Source organism: Listeria costaricensis (assembly GCF_900183385.1).
GTDB classification, from domain to species: domain Bacteria; phylum Bacillota; class Bacilli; order Lactobacillales; family Listeriaceae; genus Listeria; species Listeria costaricensis.
This window is the reverse complement of the sequence record NZ_FXUT01000013.1, coordinates 40423-57181: the sequence shown is the minus strand read 5'-3', so window position 1 is coordinate 57181 and position 16759 is coordinate 40423. Positions and strand designations below refer to the sequence as shown.

The following is a 16759-nucleotide window of genomic DNA, read 5'->3' as shown; positions in this document are numbered from 1 at the left end:
AATTTGGATGTATGTGAATACAAACAAATGGCTTTAGTGAAGACCAATCATACAACCAAGCCTATCAAACCATGCTCGATGTCTGAAATATAGAGTTAAGTAATATCAAAGCAATTTTTTCGCGAAGTGCTCAAATAACGTGAGATTATTATATCGCTGAGGAAAATTTCTGGCTTTCGAAACATAAAATTAGAGGCAGTGCGTATTTTACTGAGAAATTTTCTGTAGGGACTCTTTTGACGGCGAAAATTATTTGGGATTAGAGATGTACTTTGTTCTACATGATATAGTTTTATTTCTTATTTCAATAATAAAAATTTGAGTGAAAATTCATCAATCACTATAAAAGACACTAAAAGTTAACATTTATGCTTCGATAAGTACTTGTATGAGAATTATTTATTTTTGATATAAAGTATAATAAATAGTACGATAATAGTGAATTGAGGAGTCCTTATCTTGAAAACACCTAAAGTCTTAACCGTTTCTTTTATTAGTTTAGCTACACTTTTAAGCCCAATTACAACTTTAGCAGATACTGTTGATAATAATACATTAGTACCATCTGAGCAAAAAGAAGAGAACAAAGCAAGTTCGCTGAAGCAAGTTTCGGCAACTTCGCAAACTTTTGATGAATGGTTTCCTGATGATAACTTAGCAAAGACAGTTGCCGCTGCTTTTTCACAGCAGTCAACGGATTATATTAGTGAAGAGCAATTAGCCACGCTAACCAGCTTAGATTGCAGGGGTAAAAATATTACCGATATGAGTGGTTTGGAAAAATTAACAGGATTAACAAGTTTGGATTGCGGGTGGAATTCGCTAGGTACACTTGACCTGAGCGGTAATCCACAATTAAAAAAGTTGGATTGCAGTTACAGTCAGTTGACTTCTTTGAATATTAGCCAGAATCTGCAGCTGACAACTTTGGATTGTAGCCTTAATATGTTACAAACATTAGATGTTACACAAAACCCTCAACTTTCTTCTTTGAATTTTTCTGGCAATTTATTAACCCAACTTGATGTCAGTCAAAATTCTAAATTGCATTTTCTAGATGGTTATTATAATGACCTTCGGACTCTTGACCTTAGCCATAATCAAGCACTTAGCAGTATTTTTTGCTATGGAAACAGTCTTTCAGAATTGGATGTAAGCAATAATCCTAATCTAACTCAATTGAATTGTGCAAGTAATAATTTAACAGAATTAAATCTGGCGAATAATGTAGCTTTAGATAATTTGGATTGTTCGAATAATCAATTGACCCAACTGGATGTAACTAATAATACCCAGTTAACTTATCTTGCTTGCGCGCATAATAAAATAGAAAAGCTTGATTTAACGAATCAGCATAAATTAGATACCTTAAATGGGGATGACAACGAACTAACTTCGTTAAAAGTGGATAAAAATGGTGCATTAACAACCGTTAACTGTTCCAAAAACCACTTGACTGATTTTTCTTCCATACCAGAGGGAGCGGCTATTGATGGTTCAAGCCAAAAGATTACACTAGAAACCGTAATCGGTGTGAATGGTATGATCACGCTACAACTTGATGATTCCTGGAAAGATGTATTTGGAAATCGGTTGATTATTACCCCTGAAGGAAACGGAACCTATGATAAAACAACTAATACTATTACTTGGGAAAATGTGCCGAATAACAGCGAAACAGAGAATTTCAGCTTTACGTCTGAAAACGGACAAATAAGTGGTAATGTATGGGTTCCTTTTAATGTCGTTATGATCAATTTAACGGCAGATGATGAAATAACCTATGATGTGAATGCTGATGTGACGGAGGCGGAGTTCTTAGAAGATATTAACGCAGAGACAGATGAAGGCAATGAACTTGATAGTGATTTTGAAACGCAGGTGAATTTTTCGACGCCGGGGGATTATCAAGTAACGGTTTCAGCAAATGCTGGATCGGCCAAAGTGGAAAAAGAAGTAACCGTGCATGTGGTTAGTCAAGCACCAACGATCAAAGCGGAAACGGATGTTACTTTTGAACAAAATCAGTCAGTATCAGAAGTAGAATTTCTTGAAAAAATCAATGCAGAAACAGCTACTAATGCAACAATCAGCTCAGATTTTGATTCAGTTGTAGATTTTTCGACGCCAGGGGACTACATCGTTACTTTGCAGGCAGAAAACCAATACGGTCAGAAGTCAGAAACGTTACAAGTGATAGTGCATATCGAGAAGAATGAGGAGGATGTTGTGCCACCTGATTCGGATGATTCGGGAACTCAGGCGAATGACCGTGCAAGTGACGGAGTAAAGGACGATGTAGAAGAATCAGTTTCATCTTCAAGTGTGAAAGAAAATGATGCGCAGAAAGTAGTAGCGACTGAAAAACAAACAGATTTAGATGTACAAACAAATACGTCAGAAAATGTTTCACAGGTTAAAAATATATTACCAAAAACCGGTGATAAACAAATGAACGTTTGGATAGCAGCTGGTGTAATCATTGCTCTTGTAGGTTTTAGCTTGCTAAGAAGACGGAAACATAGTGAGAATTGAGTTTATAAGGTCTAACAAGGTCTTCTGTTTTTGACAGAAGGCTTTGTTTTTTCATGCAGTGAGAAAAGGGGGTTTTTTCCAAATTCCAGCAGTTTCTTCTTATCAAATGCAGGCAGATAAGCTATAATAAAACTACTAAGGTTTAGAGGAGCGTGACAGATGGCATACCAAGCATTATATCGTGTTTTTCGGCCGCAGTCTTTTGAAGATGTCGTCGGGCAGAGCCATGTGACGAAGACGCTTCAAAACGCCATCACCCAAAATAAAACGTCGCATGCCTATTTGTTCAGCGGACCTCGTGGAACTGGGAAAACAAGTGCGGCGAAAATTTTTGCGAAAGCGATCAATTGTGAACACAGTACGAATGGGGAGCCTTGCAATGAATGTGAGATTTGCCAAGGGATTACGGATGGAAGTATTCCCGATGTGCTTGAGATTGATGCTGCCAGCAATAATGGTGTGGAAGAAATTCGGGACATTCGGGAAAAAGTAAAATATGCGCCGACTGTCGCTAAATATAAAGTGTATATTATCGATGAAGTCCATATGCTTTCGACAGGTGCTTTCAATGCCTTGCTCAAAACACTGGAAGAGCCGCCGAAGCATGTGATTTTTATTTTGGCTACGACTGAGCCGCATAAGCTGCCGCTGACGATTATTTCACGTGTGCAGCGCTTCGACTTTAAGCGAATCACAACGCAGGATATCATTGGACGAATGGCTTACATTCTGGACGAAGAGAAAATCGCGTATGATGAAAAAGCTTTGATGATTGTGGCACGTGCGGCTGAAGGCGGGATGCGGGATGCGCTGAGTCTGCTCGACCAGGTGATTTCTTACGGTTCGGAAGAGGTGACGATTGCGGATGCGCTTGAGATTACCGGCTCCGTTGCGCAGAACCTCTTGACGAGTCTGGTGGACAGTGTGATGACGCAGGATGCTGCCAAGGCGCTGGAAACATTATCGGCACTTCTTTCGGAAGGGAAAGACCCGGTTCGACTGGTGGAAGATTTGCTGGTCTTTTTCAGAGACATTTTGCTCTACCAGAAGGCACCCAATCTCGAGGAAACGCTTGAACGGGCGCTGGCGGATGATGCGTTCAAAGAGTTGGCGGACAGGGCGGATACCAGTAAAATCTATGCCTGCGTGAAGGTCCTGAATGATACCCAGCAGCAAATGCGGTTTACCAATCATCCTGGCATCTACGTCGAGGTGGCAATCGTCCAAATGACCCAACTTAGCGGCGGGGCGGCTCCTGCTACAGGAGCGGGCGACAGTACAGCGGCACCGGTCGATACGAGTGCGTTCAGGCAGGAAATCGATCAGTTGCGCGGCGAGATTGCCAGTTTGAAAAAACAGTTGGCAAATGGCGGGGCGGCTCCAAGCCAAGCTGAAGCCAAACCGGCGCGCGGCAAAAAGGCGAATATTAATAACGGCAAGCAGTTCAAGGCACCGGTGGGCAGGATTAATCATGTGCTCGGCGCGGCGAAAAAACAGGACTTGCAGCTGATTCGCGGCTGTTGGGGAGAACTGCTTTCCATGCTGATGGCTTCTCAGGCGGCACTTCTCAATGAAGCGGAACCTGTGGCTGCCTCTGAAGACACTTTTGTGTTAAAATTTAAGCATGAGATTCACTGTCAGATGGCGATGGATAATCCGAACTTTGTCGAAACGGTCACATCCGGGATTTCACGGCTGACCAAGGTCAATTATACATTTATCGGCATTCCTGAGAACCAATGGATCGAGGTGCGTGAAAGCTTCCTCCAAAGCCATGACATGCAGTCGGATGGTGATGACGAGGCAGGGGCGCCAAAATCGGCACCGAAGCAGGAGGATACTTTTGTCAGTGAAGCAATGAAGCTGGTAGGAGAGGACTTGCTTGAAATCAAGGAGTAAATAATCTTAAATAGAAGAGGAGATTTTAAATATGCGTGGAATGGGAAATATGCAAGGTATGATGAAACAAATGCAGAAAATGCAAAAGGATATGGCGAAAGCACAGGCTGAAATCGAAGCGTCTGAATTCGTTGGAACAGCTGGCGGCGGTATGGTCAGCGTAAAGGTTACTGGTAAACGTGAAGTTTTAGATGTTGAAATCAAAGAAGAAGTGGTAGATCCTGAAGACATCGAAATGCTGCAAGATCTTGTTCTGGCTGCAACGAATGATGCGCTGAAACAAGTGGATGAAACAACGGCTCAGAAGATGGGCAAATTTACACAGGGTATGAATATCCCAGGACTTTAATTTGAAATATGAATCAGTGGGGAGCGTTTGTCTGAGCGGAGTTTCCGGCGGGCAGACGCTTTTTCCTTCAATGAAAGCGAGCGATGAAAAATGCATTATCCAGAGCCGATTACACGACTAATGGATAGTTTTATGAAATTGCCGGGAATCGGCCCAAAATCGGCTGCCAGACTTGCATTTTATGTACTAGACATGAAAGAAGATGACGTGCTTGATTTTGCCAAGGCACTGGTCGATGCCAAGCGTAATTTGAGTTTTTGCTCCGTGTGCGGACATATTACGGATAAGGATCCCTGCTATGTTTGTTCAGATACGTCGCGCGACCAAACCGTTATTTGTGTGGTGGAGGAGCCGAAAGATGTGATTGCGATGGAAAAAATGCGCGATTATCATGGTCTTTATCATGTACTGCACGGAACGATTTCGCCAATGGACGGGATCGGGCCGGAAGATATCAATATTCCTGATCTGATCAAACGCCTTCAAAATGAAGAAGTGGAGGAAGTCATTCTTGCCACGAATCCAAATGTAGAAGGTGAAGCAACTGCCATGTATATTTCTCGTCTTGTCAAACCAAGCGGAATCAAAGTGACGCGAATTGCGCACGGACTTCCAGTTGGCGGCGACTTGGAATATGCAGATGAAGTAACTCTTTCTAAGGCGCTTGAAGGCCGTCGGGAAGTTTAAAGAGGTGATCATGTGGAAGCACGAAGCGCCAGACATGGCCGTAAGAAAAAGAAAAAAATCGGTAAACTGCATAAGGAATATGACCGCTATCTGCTCGATTTGATCGAAGCCACACAGGAAAATTGGCACAAGCAGAAGGTGTTGCTGCACAAGAGCTTTGGCTACGATCCTCGGCTTGAATTTGAAGAAAAAAAGGCGGAGGCCAAGTATTTCTATTTGTTCAAAGAAGCGCGTCATCGCGAAGTACAAAACAGACCGCATAATCAGTGATTGATTATGTGGTTTTTTTGTGGCTTTAAACAAGAGTTTTGTGGTCTTTCTGTAAAAAGCGGATAAATACATGTAAAAATGACATTGAGCTTTTCTTGAGAAAGCGCTTTAATAAAGATGTTACGTAACGCTGAAAAAATGACTTAGATGGAGGGAATAAAATGGAAAAAACTGCCGTTGTTGAAGTAAAGACGGTTTCCAAGTGGCAGCAGCGCATTGGGTACGGTGCCTCTGATCTTGCATGTAATTTGATTTGGCAAATGATAACGCTTTATTTAATGTATTTTTATACGGATGTATTTGGACTGGCCGCAGTGCAAGTCAGTTTGCTTTTTCTGGTCACGAGAGTAATCGACGGCTTTTCCGATGTGTTGATGGGAATCATTATTGATAAAACAAACACGCGTTGGGGGAAATCACGTCCATATTTTCTAATTGGCGCCATTCCATTCGGGTTGCTGGGCGTGCTGGCGTTCTTCGTTCCTGATATTGGCGATGTTGGCAAGCTGGTTTATGCCTATATCACCTATATCGGGCTATCGATTGCCTATACAATGGTCAATATTCCGATGGCTTCAATTCTGCCTAGCCTGACAAGTGATACGAATGAACGGACCGTACTGGTGACATTTCGGATGATCTTTGCGGTCATTGGTTCGACGATTGTGAGTGTGCTGACCATGCCGCTTGTGCAAATGCTTGGCGGTGGCTCGGAGCAGCAGGGCTTCTTCTTCACCATGCTGATTTTTGCAGTTGTTGGCACGCTGCTGTTCTTTTTCACCTTCCGAAATGTGGAAGAAAAAGTGAAAATTCGCAAAGAGCAGGTGACGGTCAAGGAGGCGTTCACGGCGCTCAAGGGCAACAAACCGTGGTACATTTTTGCGGTTAACATCTTGTTTATGTGGGGCTCGGTCTTCCTGATGTCCGGCTCGCTGATTTATTATTATACCTATAACGTAGGGCGGCCGGATATTGCGGGAGTGATTGCTGGGATTGGCTCGTTTGTGCCGCTTGCTGGGACGGTCATCACGCCTTGGCTGTCTCAAAAGTGGATTAAGAAGCGCATTTTCATGCTGGGAAGTGTGATCAACCTGCTCGGCTTCGTGGTCATGTTTTTGGCGAATGTCAATGTACCGCTACTGATTGTTGGGGCAATTGTTATGGCGTTTGGCAGCGGTCTCCGTCAGGCCATCTACTTTTCCATGCAGGCCGATCCGGTCGACTATGGGGAATTCAAGACGGGTGTCAGCGCGGCCGGGGTGCTTTCGGCAATCAACGGCTTTCTTGGAAAAGTGGCAATGGCGCTAACGGGTGCTATGTCCGGTTTCATGCTGGCGTGGGGCGGTTATGTGGCAGGTGCTGAGCAAACGACTAGTGCCCTCTTCGCCATTAAGTTGAATTATTTGATATTACCGGCGATTCTCGTGATTATCTCGATGATCATCATGTCTTTCTATGATTTGGATAAAATCTATCCGGCGATTCGGAAAGAACTGGATCGGCGTCTGCAAGAGGAGGAATAACATGGATATGCAGATAAATAAAGAAGTGAAAATTATTCGAAATGAGGCGTTTTTGGAAAAAGCAGAAGCGCTCGACCATCCGCTGTTTGAAGAATGGGTCCGCCCGGTGCGAATGGTCAAAATGGTAGCAGACGAAGCGGCCATCCATGGTTTTCGGGCAGAAGCGCTGCCGGACAGCCCGCTTGAAACTGCGCCGCTCGGCAAAGGGGACTGTGTGATTTTTGATTTTGGTCGGCACCTGGTTGGCTATCCTTCTTTCGAGTTGGAGCCAGTTGGGAGCCCTCCTGATGCACCGCTCTACTTTCGGCTCACCTTTGCGGAAATGCCTGTTGAGGCGGCAGTCGATTTCTCTGCATATGACGGCTGGCTGAGCAAATCGTGGCTGCAAGAGGATGCTTTTCATATTGACGTGTTGCCGAAAATTTTCCATGCAGAACGGCGGTACAGTTTTCGCTATATGAAACTGGAGGTGATTGACTCGTCGCCCAAGTATCAAGTGAAGCTAGCTCACATCAAAGTTCGAGCGGTGACATCAGCCGACCAAGCCAGTTTGGCACCACTTCACGCGACGCGGCCGGAAAACCGTCAGCTGGACCATGTGAGTCTTGAAACGCTCAAGAGCTGCATGCAGTCAGTCTATGAAGATGGACCAAAACGGGACCGGCGTTTATGGCTGGGCGATCTTTATCTGCAGGCTCAGGCCAGTTATGTCAGTTTCCAAAATGTCGACCTGGTCAAGCGCTGCCTCTATCTGTTTGCCGGACTGCCGGATACACAGGGACGAGTGCCGGCCAATCTGTTTATCGCGCCGGAAGTGAGGGCAGATGATACCTATCTGGTCGACTATGCGCTGTACTTTATGGACACCTTATATGACTACTATCAGCATACAGGCGAAAAGGAAACGGTGCGCGAACTCTGGCCGACTGCCAAAAGTCAGCTGAACTTTGCGGCGGAGCATTTGAATGAGCTGGGCATCATGGAGGACCGGCCCTACTGGTGGTCATTTGTCGACTGGAATCCCGATTTGAGCAAAGCGACCCCCACGCATGGTCTCTACTTGCTGACTTTGAAGCGCGCGGCAAGTCTGGCGGCTGAATTTGAACCGGCACTTGTCGAGGAGCTCACCGCCAAATGTGAAATGGGCAAGCAGGCGGCAAGAGACCATCTTTATGATGCGCCGACTGGCTTTTTCCGAAGCGGCACGGATCATCAAATTTCTTGGCATAGTCAAATCTGGATGGTGCTGGGCGAAGTGGTTTCTAAAGAAGAGGGCAGGCAGCTACTTTTGCGTACCATGCGGAAGAATCCGGAAATCGGTTTGACGACGCCATTTGCCTATCATTTCATGGTGGAGGCACTGTTTAAAACGGGTCTCAAAGAGGAAGCGGAACGGATGATGGATACGTATTGGGGCGGCATGATCAAGGCGGGGGCTGATACATTCTGGGAACTGTTTAAGCCGGACGATTTGAATTTCTCTCCGTATGGCAGTCATCTGATCAATTCGTATTGCCATGCGTGGAGCTGCACGCCAACTTACTTTATTCGCAAGTATCAACTATAATGGAGACGGGGCGGCAGGTGACCGCTCCGTTTTTAGGAGGTTTTGAGAATGGATTTTGCTGAACTCGACCATTTCCTGCGGCGGTATGATGAGATCGAAAAGCGGCAGGTGATCGACCATGTGAACATTAATGATATTGCGCTTGAGGCATCAAGTGGCACTTTTATCATGCCGCAAGACCCCTTTTTCAAAAAAGATGAGATTTTCATTCGGAAACATCACCGATTTGCCGCCATGCCCGAGCATCAGCATGCGTTTATTGAGTTGAATTACTTATATTCGGGGGAGTCAACGCAAATTGTCAACGGGAAGGAGATTACTTTTCCGCAGGGGACTTTCGTTCTGTTTGACAAAGGAACGCGGCACAGCATTTGCGACATGGGGGAAGACGATATTTTGATCAATATCATTTTTCGCAGTGAGACCATTCAGACCACCTTTTTTAAAACGCTGGAAAATAGTCGAAGTATTGTCTCTGATTTTTTGCTGAGTGCGGCGCTTCAATCCACTACAAGGAATCATTTTATCCCGTTTTACGGGGCCAAAAATAAACGGCTTCAAGAAATTACCAGAATGATGCTTTGTGAATTCTATGATCCGTCCGATTACTCGGCTGAGCTGATCAAACATTATCTGAGCATCATTTTGATGGAGCTGGCACGTGTTTTTCATCAAAACACCAAATATCAGAAAAATAAAAGCAACCAGTTTTTTGCAGTGCTGGAGTATATTGAAGATCATTATCAAACTGTGACTTTGCAGGAGCTGGCGCAGAAATTTGGTTTCAATAAAAATTATCTGGGCAACAAGCTGAAAAGCGAGACGGGCAAGACGTTCCTTGAGCTTGTCAAACGGAAGCGGCTGCATCATGCCTGCTATTTGATGAAATATACAGATAGGCAGATTTCGGCGATTGCAGAAGAAGTGGGCTACTCTTCGCCGAGTTTCTTCTTTGAGCAATTTCAAAAAGAATATCAAATGACGCCTGGAAATTGGCGGAAAATAAATGAATAAGAGAGGTGCGTGTTGCTACTAGTATTAGTAGTAACACGTTTTTCGTTTTTTTGTGAATAAAGAGTGAAGTTTACAAGTAAGATTAAAAACTTTTTTTGAAAGAACTTGTTTTTAATCGCTTTAATAGATATTATAAAAGTCTCATTAATTTTTATGAAAATGAGTAGTCTAACGAGAATGGTCCACTGTCTAATTTGTAAAGGAGAGCAAAAATGAGTCCGCAGATTGTAACATATTTGGTTTTATTAATATCCGCTGTCTATTTAGGGCACACGATTTATTCCGCCCGCCGAGCACGTAAAAAGGGGATGCGAATAGCCTTCCAACCGATTCGCTGGATAGGTGCCGCCCTTGTCTTCTGTCTCGCTTTGGTGGCAGTTGTGACGAACATGACGTATGATGATTTGATCAATCTAATTAATGGTTGGTTTGAATGAGTTCTTTTCAAAGGATACTGTTAAAAATTGTTTCGATTCTGTCGGTGATTTTTGTGCTGACAATGACCTTTTTTTATCGAGAAATGAAAAGCGGAGATATAACTTCGCTGACGCACTATTATTGGGTGCTATGCGTGGGTGCTGTGGTGATTCTCAGCTTGTTTATAATTAGTCTGCTGAACCGAAAAAATGCCATTTGGCTGGTACTACTGGTCGTGGCATTTTTAGTTGCGGCGGCTGTTTTTGCAACGGTTTATTTGGGGATGACATTTCTGCCGGATGAGCTGACAAATTGGTTGAATCTGCATGTAGGTCTGGCTGTTTATGGCATGATTGCTTTAGTTGGACTTTTCTTCTATTTGTTTGCTCGCTTCAAACGTGAATAGATTTTCTTGAGTGAAATGTGTCAAAAAATACATATTAGACAGAAATAAAAGGATTTTTTGGTATATCTCGGGACTAATATGGGTAAAAACATGTTGTATAATGTTTTTATAACACGATGTATAGGAGTTTTGATATGAAAGTAAAAAGTCTTGGAATGGTTTCTTTAGTTTGTTGCTTACTGTTTTTAGGGCCTGTGGGAATATTGGCTGATACAACAGAGTCAGAAGAGCAGAAAGTAGCTCTTCAGGATGTGGCAGCGAAGAAAATTGATGACTGGTTTCCAGATGATAATTTGGCAGAAGAAATGCGTAAGTTGCTTAATAAAAGTAGTACCTCTGATGTTGTTTCTCAAGAAGAGCTGAATGCAATTCGAGATGTTAGCTTTGTTAAAAAAGAAATTCATGATTTGACAGGTATGGAGAATCTTCATTCACTGTACACATGTGATTTATCTAATAATCCGATCACTGATATTAGGCCATTGATGAATTTGCAGGATTTGTGGTATCTAAAATTGGATGGCACGGATGTGACAGACTTATCCGCTTTTTTGACAGCAGATCTTCCACTATTGATCAACTTATATTTAAACAATATCGGGCATATAGATTTGATTAATTTGAAAAATCTTCCGCAATTAGGTGTGCTTCAAGTGAAGGGAGACCAGCTAACCGATTTAGATGAGATGAAGGAGTTGCCACAATTATATTCACTCTGGGCGGAAGGGAATCAGATTACCGATATCACAGGGCTAGCTAACCAGACGAATCTGAACTTTTTGTACCTCGATGCCAATCAAATTAGTGACATTCAACCCTTAGCTGGCATGTCGAAACTGAGGCATCTTTCGTTAACGGAGAATCAGATTACCGATATCAGTCCGCTAGGGAATCTGCCATCATTAATCTCTTACAATGCAGTGAACCAATATGTGGTAAACTCGCCGCTTGTTGCGATTCCTTCTCAGCCTTTTACGGTTGAAAATCAAATAGTAAGCTTTGATGGATCCGTTTTAGCACCGATTGATGTGTATCCTACCGCGTATACCTATGAAGAACCGAATTTATCATGGGCATTCACGGATATTGAATATGAATCATCCGTTTACTATGTGGGACAGGAATCAACGGCTAAAGGTGAATTTCTAGTGGTTGTCGATCAGCCGTTAATACACGATTTTGAACAGCCAGTCATTACTGCTGATCCGGAAATCACCTACACATTAGGTGAGCAAGTCGATCAGCCGACTTTTCTAAAAGATATTCATGCCTCAACAAGTGATGGTTCGGAAATTACGAGTGATTTTACAGAGCAAGTTGATTTTCAAAAAGAAGGCGACTATCTGGTAACGCTGAATGCCACAGATGATTCAGGCAATGTGGCGGAGCCTGTAACGGTCATCGTGCATATTGTAAAAGATGCCACGCCAATAGATGGTGGCGGAGATGACCCGGATGATAATAATCAGCCTGATGGCGGAGACGAGCCAAATGACAATAGTCAAACCGATGGAACTGATCAAAACGACAATAGTCAAACCGATGGGACTGAGCAAAACGACAGTGGGCAAAATCAGCCGAAAGAAAATGCGAATACTACTGGATCATCCCTGCAAGTAACGCAAAATGATAGTGGACAGGAAAAAGCACAGCTGCAAGAAGCCGATACATTGCCGAAAACTGGGGATGCATCTGATTTTGGCTGGATGGTAGCAGGTGGCCTGTTGATTTTATTGGGCAGTTATGGGCTGCTGAAAAAACGTTCCCGGACGAATTAGATGCCCGTTTTCTCTAGTAAAAGAATAGGAATAAAGAATTTTGACCGAAGTAAACAGCTTACTTCGGTTTTTTTCGCTTTTCACTTGATAAGAAATCGGCTACAATAAGGGGACAGAAGTTGAAAGAAGGTCGGGGGACATGTTCAGCAAGAAAAAGATGATAACCTTTATTGAAGAAAATCAAGTAGCGCCTGATTTGGCACCATATCTTGGCTTAGGGGCGTTATATGTCGAAATTTATGCACCAACAAGTGCGGTCTTAGCGATGCACATTAAACCGCAGAAGCTCTCAAAAATATTGATTCAAAATTGGGGGATTACGAGTAGAGAAGGCGCTCTGGGAAAAATCATCGGGTTGCTTGAAGACGGACGGACCAAAGAGTTTGAGGGATCTTTCGCAGCATTCCAAGCAGGAAACAGCGATGCAATTTTAGATGAAAACTTCCGCAGCTACGAAGAACTGCTGGAATCCTGTGAAATATATAATTTGAAAGAAAGTGATTTTCAAACAAATGAAACCATTCGTGCTTGGGATTTCGAGCAGGCTGCTTTTATTATCCGAGCTGCACATTATCTGGGCTATCTGAAAGAAGAAGAAGTGTGGAATTTATTGCAAAATGAAGTGGCACCGCGAGTCAAAGAGGCCGGCTTCAAAGATTGGCAGGCATATGGAATCTCTGTTGCGGCAGGTCGCAGTTTTTGTGAAGGAACAGCACCGATTGAGATTCTTTATCCGTTCCGCCGATTGCTGAATGGCAAGGGTGCTTGGAAAGATGGCGCATTCCTTTAAGTAGGGACAAACTTAGAAATGAAAAACCGTGGGAACCTTTAATAGATGGGGTCCCACGGTTTTTTATTTATTGAAAATCAGGTTCTGTCCGAACATAAATCACATCCGGCGCATTGCTGACCCGTTCACCGCGATTCAGACGGTCGATCGCACGGAGGTCCTGATCAGCAAGCGCGAAATCATAAATTGCGGCATTTTCACGGATTCGTTCAGGTGTTTCAGATTTTGGGATGATGGCCACACTATTTTGAAGATGCCAGCGAAGCACGATTTGTGCAGGTGTTTTGCCATACTTGTCGCCGATTTCCTGAAGCAGCGGTTCGCTTGTCAAAAGTGGGCCACGACCGAGTGGGCTCCAGGCCTGATGGGCAATGTGCAGCTCCTCCAAGTAGCGGTGAAGGACGCGGTTGCTGAAATGCGGATGGGTTTCCAACTGGTCGACTGCTGGCAGCACATTTGCTTCGGTCATCAGTCGATCCAAGTGGTGCGCTTCAAAATTGCTGACACCAATCGCGCGAATCAGCCCCTCGTCATAAAGTCGTTCCATGGCACGCCAGGTATCAAAAAATGGCTCTTTTTTTGGCCAGTGGACAAGGTACAAGTCGAGCCAATCCAGCTGTAACTTTTTCAAAGAAGTTTCAAAAGCACGCAAAGTTTCGTCATAGCCCTGATCGGTATTCCAAACCTTGGTCGTCACAAAATAGTCGTCACGTTTCAAGCCGGACGAGGCAAGAAAATTTCCCAGATAAGCCTCATTGTGATAAAACATTGCTGTGTCAAATAAGCGGTAACCGACTTCTGTTGCGACTTCCAAAGAGGTACGAAACCGGGCTTCATCAGCAAGCTTGTAGACACCAAATCCGTGGCGCGGCATCTTGACACCATTGTTCAATTGAATCGTATCATCGAAAGAAAGCTTTTCCATTGTAACTCAACCTCCTTGTTTCTCTTATTTCTAGCATATAAAAGATTGGCTGAAATTGCCAGTCATTGCGTTAGACAAAAAGCCTATATTTGTGCAAAGTTTCACGTTGGAAGGCCTAGGTCTGCTTATTTTGTAGCGGTAACAGGATGCAACTTTTTCTAAACATTGAAAGGCGCTTGGGTGCAGATAGAAAAAGAAGCTGAAAATTAAGCAAAATCCATGGTTCGGAGGCTTAATTTTCGCTTCTCTTATTTTTCCAATCGTCTTACTAAAAGAGTTTCACAAAGTCCGGCGGTTATTTCATTTGATTTCAATCGATTTCAGGTTTTGCTTGATTACTTCCGGGTCCTCGTCCATTTGAAGCTGAGCAGCTGTTGCATAGGCTCCTTCAAGAATGGGGGCGTTGTAGAGAATGATTTCCTTATCTGAAACTTCTGCTACGGTTTCAATGTTCATTTTGGCACTGCCCAGATCATAGAAGGCAAAAATCTTGTCAGCCGAATTTTCCTCAAAGGCAGCATTCACTTTGTCAAAGCTGGTGCCGATTCCGCCGTCATCCGTGCCGCCTGCAAATGTGATCACCACGTCTGCTGCAATTTGCTCGATAATGTCATGAACCCCTTTTGCCACATCTTTTGAATGGGAAATGATGACGACTCCATAAGGTTTGGTCATTTATTTCGCCTCCTGATCAAGGAAAGCATGGAAAAGTAGCGCAGAAGAGTAGGCGCCGGGATCAAGATGTCCCACCGAGCGCTCGCCCAAATAGGAGGCCCGGCCTTTCGTTGCTTTCATATCACTCGTTTTCTGTAAAGCCGCCTCAATCACGTCATGTGTCAAATCTTCCTGCCGAAGTGCCCGCGTAACAGGCTCCCAAACGTCGATCATTGTTTTTTCACCTGCCGCTGATTTGCCACGATTTTCAATGCCTTCAAGTCCTGCTTCCAGTGCGGTCGTAAGCTCTGTTGGCGTCAGTTCATCGCCTGTGATTTTTTTACTGATATTCAGAAAGGCCGACCCGTAGAGCGGACCACTAGCCCCGCCGACTTTACTCAAGATGGTCATGGCCGCCGTTTTGAAGACCGCTTGAAGTGTTTCCGGTTCTTTGGCGTTAAAGGCTTTTTTCAGTTCTGTCATGCCGCGCGCCATGTTCACACCGTGATCGCCATCTCCAATTGCCTGATCAAGGTCGCTCAGCAGCTGTTTGTTTTCGATAATTCGGTCGCTAAAATCATTCAGCCAATCGAGGGCCCATTTTTTATCATATGTCATTTGTTTTTGCTCCTTTCATTACCATGCAATCGTGCTGACCGGCAGATTTAACATTTCCACCCATTTTTCATCAGCCAGTTTTAAAATAGTGAGTGAGATGCCGGCCATTTCGAGTGAGGTCATATAGTCGCCGACGAGTGTTTTCTTCACTTCCACACCAAGGCTTGATAAAAGTTCATGAACGTCATTTGAAAATACGTATTGTTCCATCAGCGGTGTGGCGCCCATTCCATTGACCAGTACAACCACTTTGTCACCGGCAATCAGCTGATGCTCCCGATTGATCCGTTCAACCAGCTGGTTGGCCAAGGCGTGCGAAGGCATCAGTTTTTCGCGGCTGAAACCCGGTTCTCCGTGGATGCCAATTCCGAGCTCGATTTCATCCGGTCCAAGCTCAAAGCCGGGATGACCAACCTTCCGGCACAGTACATGGTGAAAGTGCCACACCGATCGTTTTAATGTGCTGGATTACTTTTTCGCCAAGTGCCTTCAGCTCAGCCAAATTTGCACCAGCTTCAGCAGCCGCACCGACAATTTTGTGAACGAGAACAGTTCCTGCCACACCGCGTCGACCTGTTGTAAACGTACTGTCTTCAACGGCAATATCATCATCAACAATAATCTGCTCGACCTGAATGTCATCTACACTGGCGAGTTCGGCAGCCATATCAAAATTCATCACATCGCCCGTATAATTCTTAACAATTAGAAGGACACCTTTACCTTGATCTGCCGCTTTAATTCCTTCATAAATCTGGTCAGGTGTTGGCGAGGTGAAAACATCGCCGCAAACCGCAGCAGAAAGCATCCCGCGACCAACATAGCCAGCATGAGCCGGTTCATGACCACTTCCGCCGCCACTGACGAGACCGACCTTTCCCGGCCGTTTATCAACGCGCGCGATGACACGAGTATCAGGAATGCGTGCCACAATTTCGGGATGAGATTTCGCCAAACCCTCAACCATTTGTTCAACTACTTGCTCTGGGATATTGATAATTTTTTTCATTTGCCTGAAAACCTCCTCATCATTTTCCTACGCTAAGAAAATTCCCTTTTGCTTGCGCTTTCAAACGTCCAAAGCAGCGTGCTATAAAAAGGTTGCTGATTAAAAAGAACTATGCTATAATGAACCCATAATAACTGACAAGGTTCACCAAAAACCCCGGTTCGTGTAGGAACCGGGGTTTTACTATGGGCTGGAAGGCCGTCTTGTTTCATTTGCTACGCCTAGCGTCCAGCCAGTGTTTGAAGAGTGCAATTGTGCACCCGACAATGATTGGCGCAACAATGCTGGTCAAAAGAACTGACAAGGGATTCACCTCCT

General features: G+C 44.2%; 16 protein-coding genes and 1 pseudogene. 12 read left to right on the top strand and 5 right to left on the bottom strand.

The window, feature by feature from the left end; genetic code table 11:
- Positions 1–459 precede the first annotated feature (459 nt).
- The 12 genes from CS921_RS11455 (at position 460) to CS921_RS11400 (ending at position 13235) form a co-directional block, all read left to right on the top strand.
- The gene (locus CS921_RS11455) at positions 460–2535 is read left to right on the top strand and encodes a LapB repeat-containing protein (protein WP_099224012.1); all 2076 of its coding nucleotides are present in this window, start codon (positions 460–462) and stop codon (positions 2533–2535) included.
- Positions 2536–2694: 159 nt separating this feature from the next.
- The gene (gene dnaX, locus CS921_RS11450; RefSeq protein WP_099224011.1) at positions 2695–4434 is read left to right on the top strand and encodes a DNA polymerase III subunit gamma/tau; all 1740 of its coding nucleotides are present in this window, start codon (positions 2695–2697) and stop codon (positions 4432–4434) included.
- A gap of 31 nt (positions 4435–4465) precedes the next feature.
- The gene (locus CS921_RS11445) at positions 4466–4783 is read left to right on the top strand and encodes a YbaB/EbfC family nucleoid-associated protein (RefSeq protein WP_099224010.1); all 318 of its coding nucleotides are present in this window, start codon (positions 4466–4468) and stop codon (positions 4781–4783) included.
- 90 nt (positions 4784–4873) lie between these two features.
- On the top strand, positions 4874–5470 hold the full coding sequence (gene recR / locus CS921_RS11440) for a recombination mediator RecR (RefSeq protein WP_099224009.1): 597 nt from the start codon (positions 4874–4876) through the stop codon (positions 5468–5470).
- Positions 5471–5482: 12 nt separating this feature from the next.
- Positions 5483–5740, top strand: coding sequence for a YaaL family protein (locus CS921_RS11435; RefSeq protein WP_099224008.1), 258 nt, complete (start codon positions 5483–5485; stop codon positions 5738–5740).
- A gap of 161 nt (positions 5741–5901) precedes the next feature.
- Positions 5902–7263: a glycoside-pentoside-hexuronide (GPH):cation symporter gene (locus CS921_RS11430; protein WP_099224007.1), complete on the top strand. Its 1362-nt coding sequence runs from the start codon at positions 5902–5904 to the stop codon at positions 7261–7263.
- Position 7264: 1 nt separating this feature from the next.
- Complete coding sequence (locus CS921_RS11425) at positions 7265–8830, top strand: alpha-L-rhamnosidase-related protein (RefSeq protein ID WP_099224006.1); 1566 nt, start codon at positions 7265–7267, stop codon at positions 8828–8830.
- 48 nt (positions 8831–8878) lie between these two features.
- Positions 8879–9844 (top strand): AraC family transcriptional regulator, encoded by a 966-nt coding sequence (locus tag CS921_RS11420; protein ID WP_099224005.1) that lies wholly within the window; start codon positions 8879–8881, stop codon positions 9842–9844.
- Positions 9845–10056: 212 nt separating this feature from the next.
- A complete protein-coding gene (locus CS921_RS11415; protein ID WP_099224004.1) occupies positions 10057–10281 on the top strand; it encodes a hypothetical protein in 225 nt (74 codons plus the stop codon).
- Positions 10278–10667: a hypothetical protein gene (locus tag CS921_RS11410; RefSeq protein WP_099224003.1), complete on the top strand. Its 390-nt coding sequence runs from the start codon at positions 10278–10280 to the stop codon at positions 10665–10667. Before CS921_RS11415 ends, CS921_RS11410 begins: the two co-directional genes overlap by 4 nt.
- Positions 10668–10801: 134 nt before the next feature.
- Positions 10802–12445 (top strand): LapB repeat-containing protein, encoded by a 1644-nt coding sequence (locus CS921_RS11405; RefSeq protein ID WP_162921754.1) that lies wholly within the window; start codon positions 10802–10804, stop codon positions 12443–12445.
- Positions 12446–12584: 139 nt separating this feature from the next.
- The gene (locus tag CS921_RS11400) at positions 12585–13235 is read left to right on the top strand and encodes a DUF1266 domain-containing protein (RefSeq protein WP_099224000.1); all 651 of its coding nucleotides are present in this window, start codon (positions 12585–12587) and stop codon (positions 13233–13235) included.
- A 67-nt stretch (positions 13236–13302) separates the two neighbouring features.
- On the opposite strand, the gene CS921_RS11395 is transcribed toward CS921_RS11400, so the two are convergent.
- The 5 genes and pseudogenes from CS921_RS11395 to CS921_RS15725 form a co-directional block, all read right to left on the bottom strand.
- Positions 13303–14160: an aldo/keto reductase gene (locus CS921_RS11395; protein WP_099223998.1), complete on the bottom strand. Its 858-nt coding sequence runs from the start codon at positions 14158–14160 to the stop codon at positions 13303–13305.
- Positions 14161–14460: 300 nt separating this feature from the next.
- A complete protein-coding gene (gene dhaM / locus CS921_RS11390) occupies positions 14461–14835 on the bottom strand; it encodes a dihydroxyacetone kinase phosphoryl donor subunit DhaM (protein ID WP_099223996.1) in 375 nt (124 codons plus the stop codon).
- Positions 14836–15432, bottom strand: coding sequence for a dihydroxyacetone kinase subunit DhaL (dhaL, locus tag CS921_RS11385; RefSeq protein WP_099223994.1), 597 nt, complete (start codon positions 15430–15432; stop codon positions 14836–14838).
- A gap of 18 nt (positions 15433–15450) precedes the next feature.
- Positions 15451–16441, bottom strand: a pseudogene (gene dhaK / locus CS921_RS11380) (dihydroxyacetone kinase subunit DhaK).
- A gap of 208 nt (positions 16442–16649) precedes the next feature.
- Positions 16650–16745 carry a type I toxin-antitoxin system Fst family toxin gene (locus CS921_RS15725; protein WP_240422347.1) on the bottom strand — a complete coding sequence of 32 codons (96 nt, stop codon included), beginning with the start codon at positions 16743–16745 and terminating at the stop codon, positions 16650–16652.
- Positions 16746–16759: the final 14 nt, after the last annotated feature.

Excerpts from the sequence above, each read along its gene's own strand:
- dnaX (WP_099224011.1), top strand. The coding sequence starts at position 2,695 with ATGGCATACCAAGCATTATATCGTGTTTTTCGGCCGCAGTCTTTTGAA.
- CS921_RS11430 (WP_099224007.1), top strand. The coding sequence starts at position 5,902 with ATGGAAAAAACTGCCGTTGTTGAAGTAAAGACGGTTTCCAAGTGGCAG.
- CS921_RS11415 (WP_099224004.1), top strand. The coding sequence starts at position 10,057 with ATGAGTCCGCAGATTGTAACATATTTGGTTTTATTAATATCCGCTGTC.
- CS921_RS11410 (WP_099224003.1), top strand. The coding sequence starts at position 10,278 with ATGAGTTCTTTTCAAAGGATACTGTTAAAAATTGTTTCGATTCTGTCG.
- recR (WP_099224009.1), top strand. The coding sequence starts at position 4,874 with ATGCATTATCCAGAGCCGATTACACGACTAATGGATAGTTTTATGAAA.
- CS921_RS11420 (WP_099224005.1), top strand. The coding sequence starts at position 8,879 with ATGGATTTTGCTGAACTCGACCATTTCCTGCGGCGGTATGATGAGATC.
- CS921_RS11400 (WP_099224000.1), top strand. The coding sequence starts at position 12,585 with ATGTTCAGCAAGAAAAAGATGATAACCTTTATTGAAGAAAATCAAGTA.
- CS921_RS11395 (WP_099223998.1), bottom strand. The coding sequence starts at position 14,160 with ATGGAAAAGCTTTCTTTCGATGATACGATTCAATTGAACAATGGTGTC.
- CS921_RS11425 (WP_099224006.1), top strand. The coding sequence starts at position 7,265 with ATGGATATGCAGATAAATAAAGAAGTGAAAATTATTCGAAATGAGGCG.
- dhaL (WP_099223994.1), bottom strand. The coding sequence starts at position 15,432 with ATGACATATGATAAAAAATGGGCCCTCGATTGGCTGAATGATTTTAGC.
- dhaM (WP_099223996.1), bottom strand. The coding sequence starts at position 14,835 with ATGACCAAACCTTATGGAGTCGTCATCATTTCCCATTCAAAAGATGTG.
- CS921_RS11405 (WP_162921754.1), top strand. The coding sequence starts at position 10,802 with ATGAAAGTAAAAAGTCTTGGAATGGTTTCTTTAGTTTGTTGCTTACTG.
- CS921_RS11445 (WP_099224010.1), top strand. The coding sequence starts at position 4,466 with ATGCGTGGAATGGGAAATATGCAAGGTATGATGAAACAAATGCAGAAA.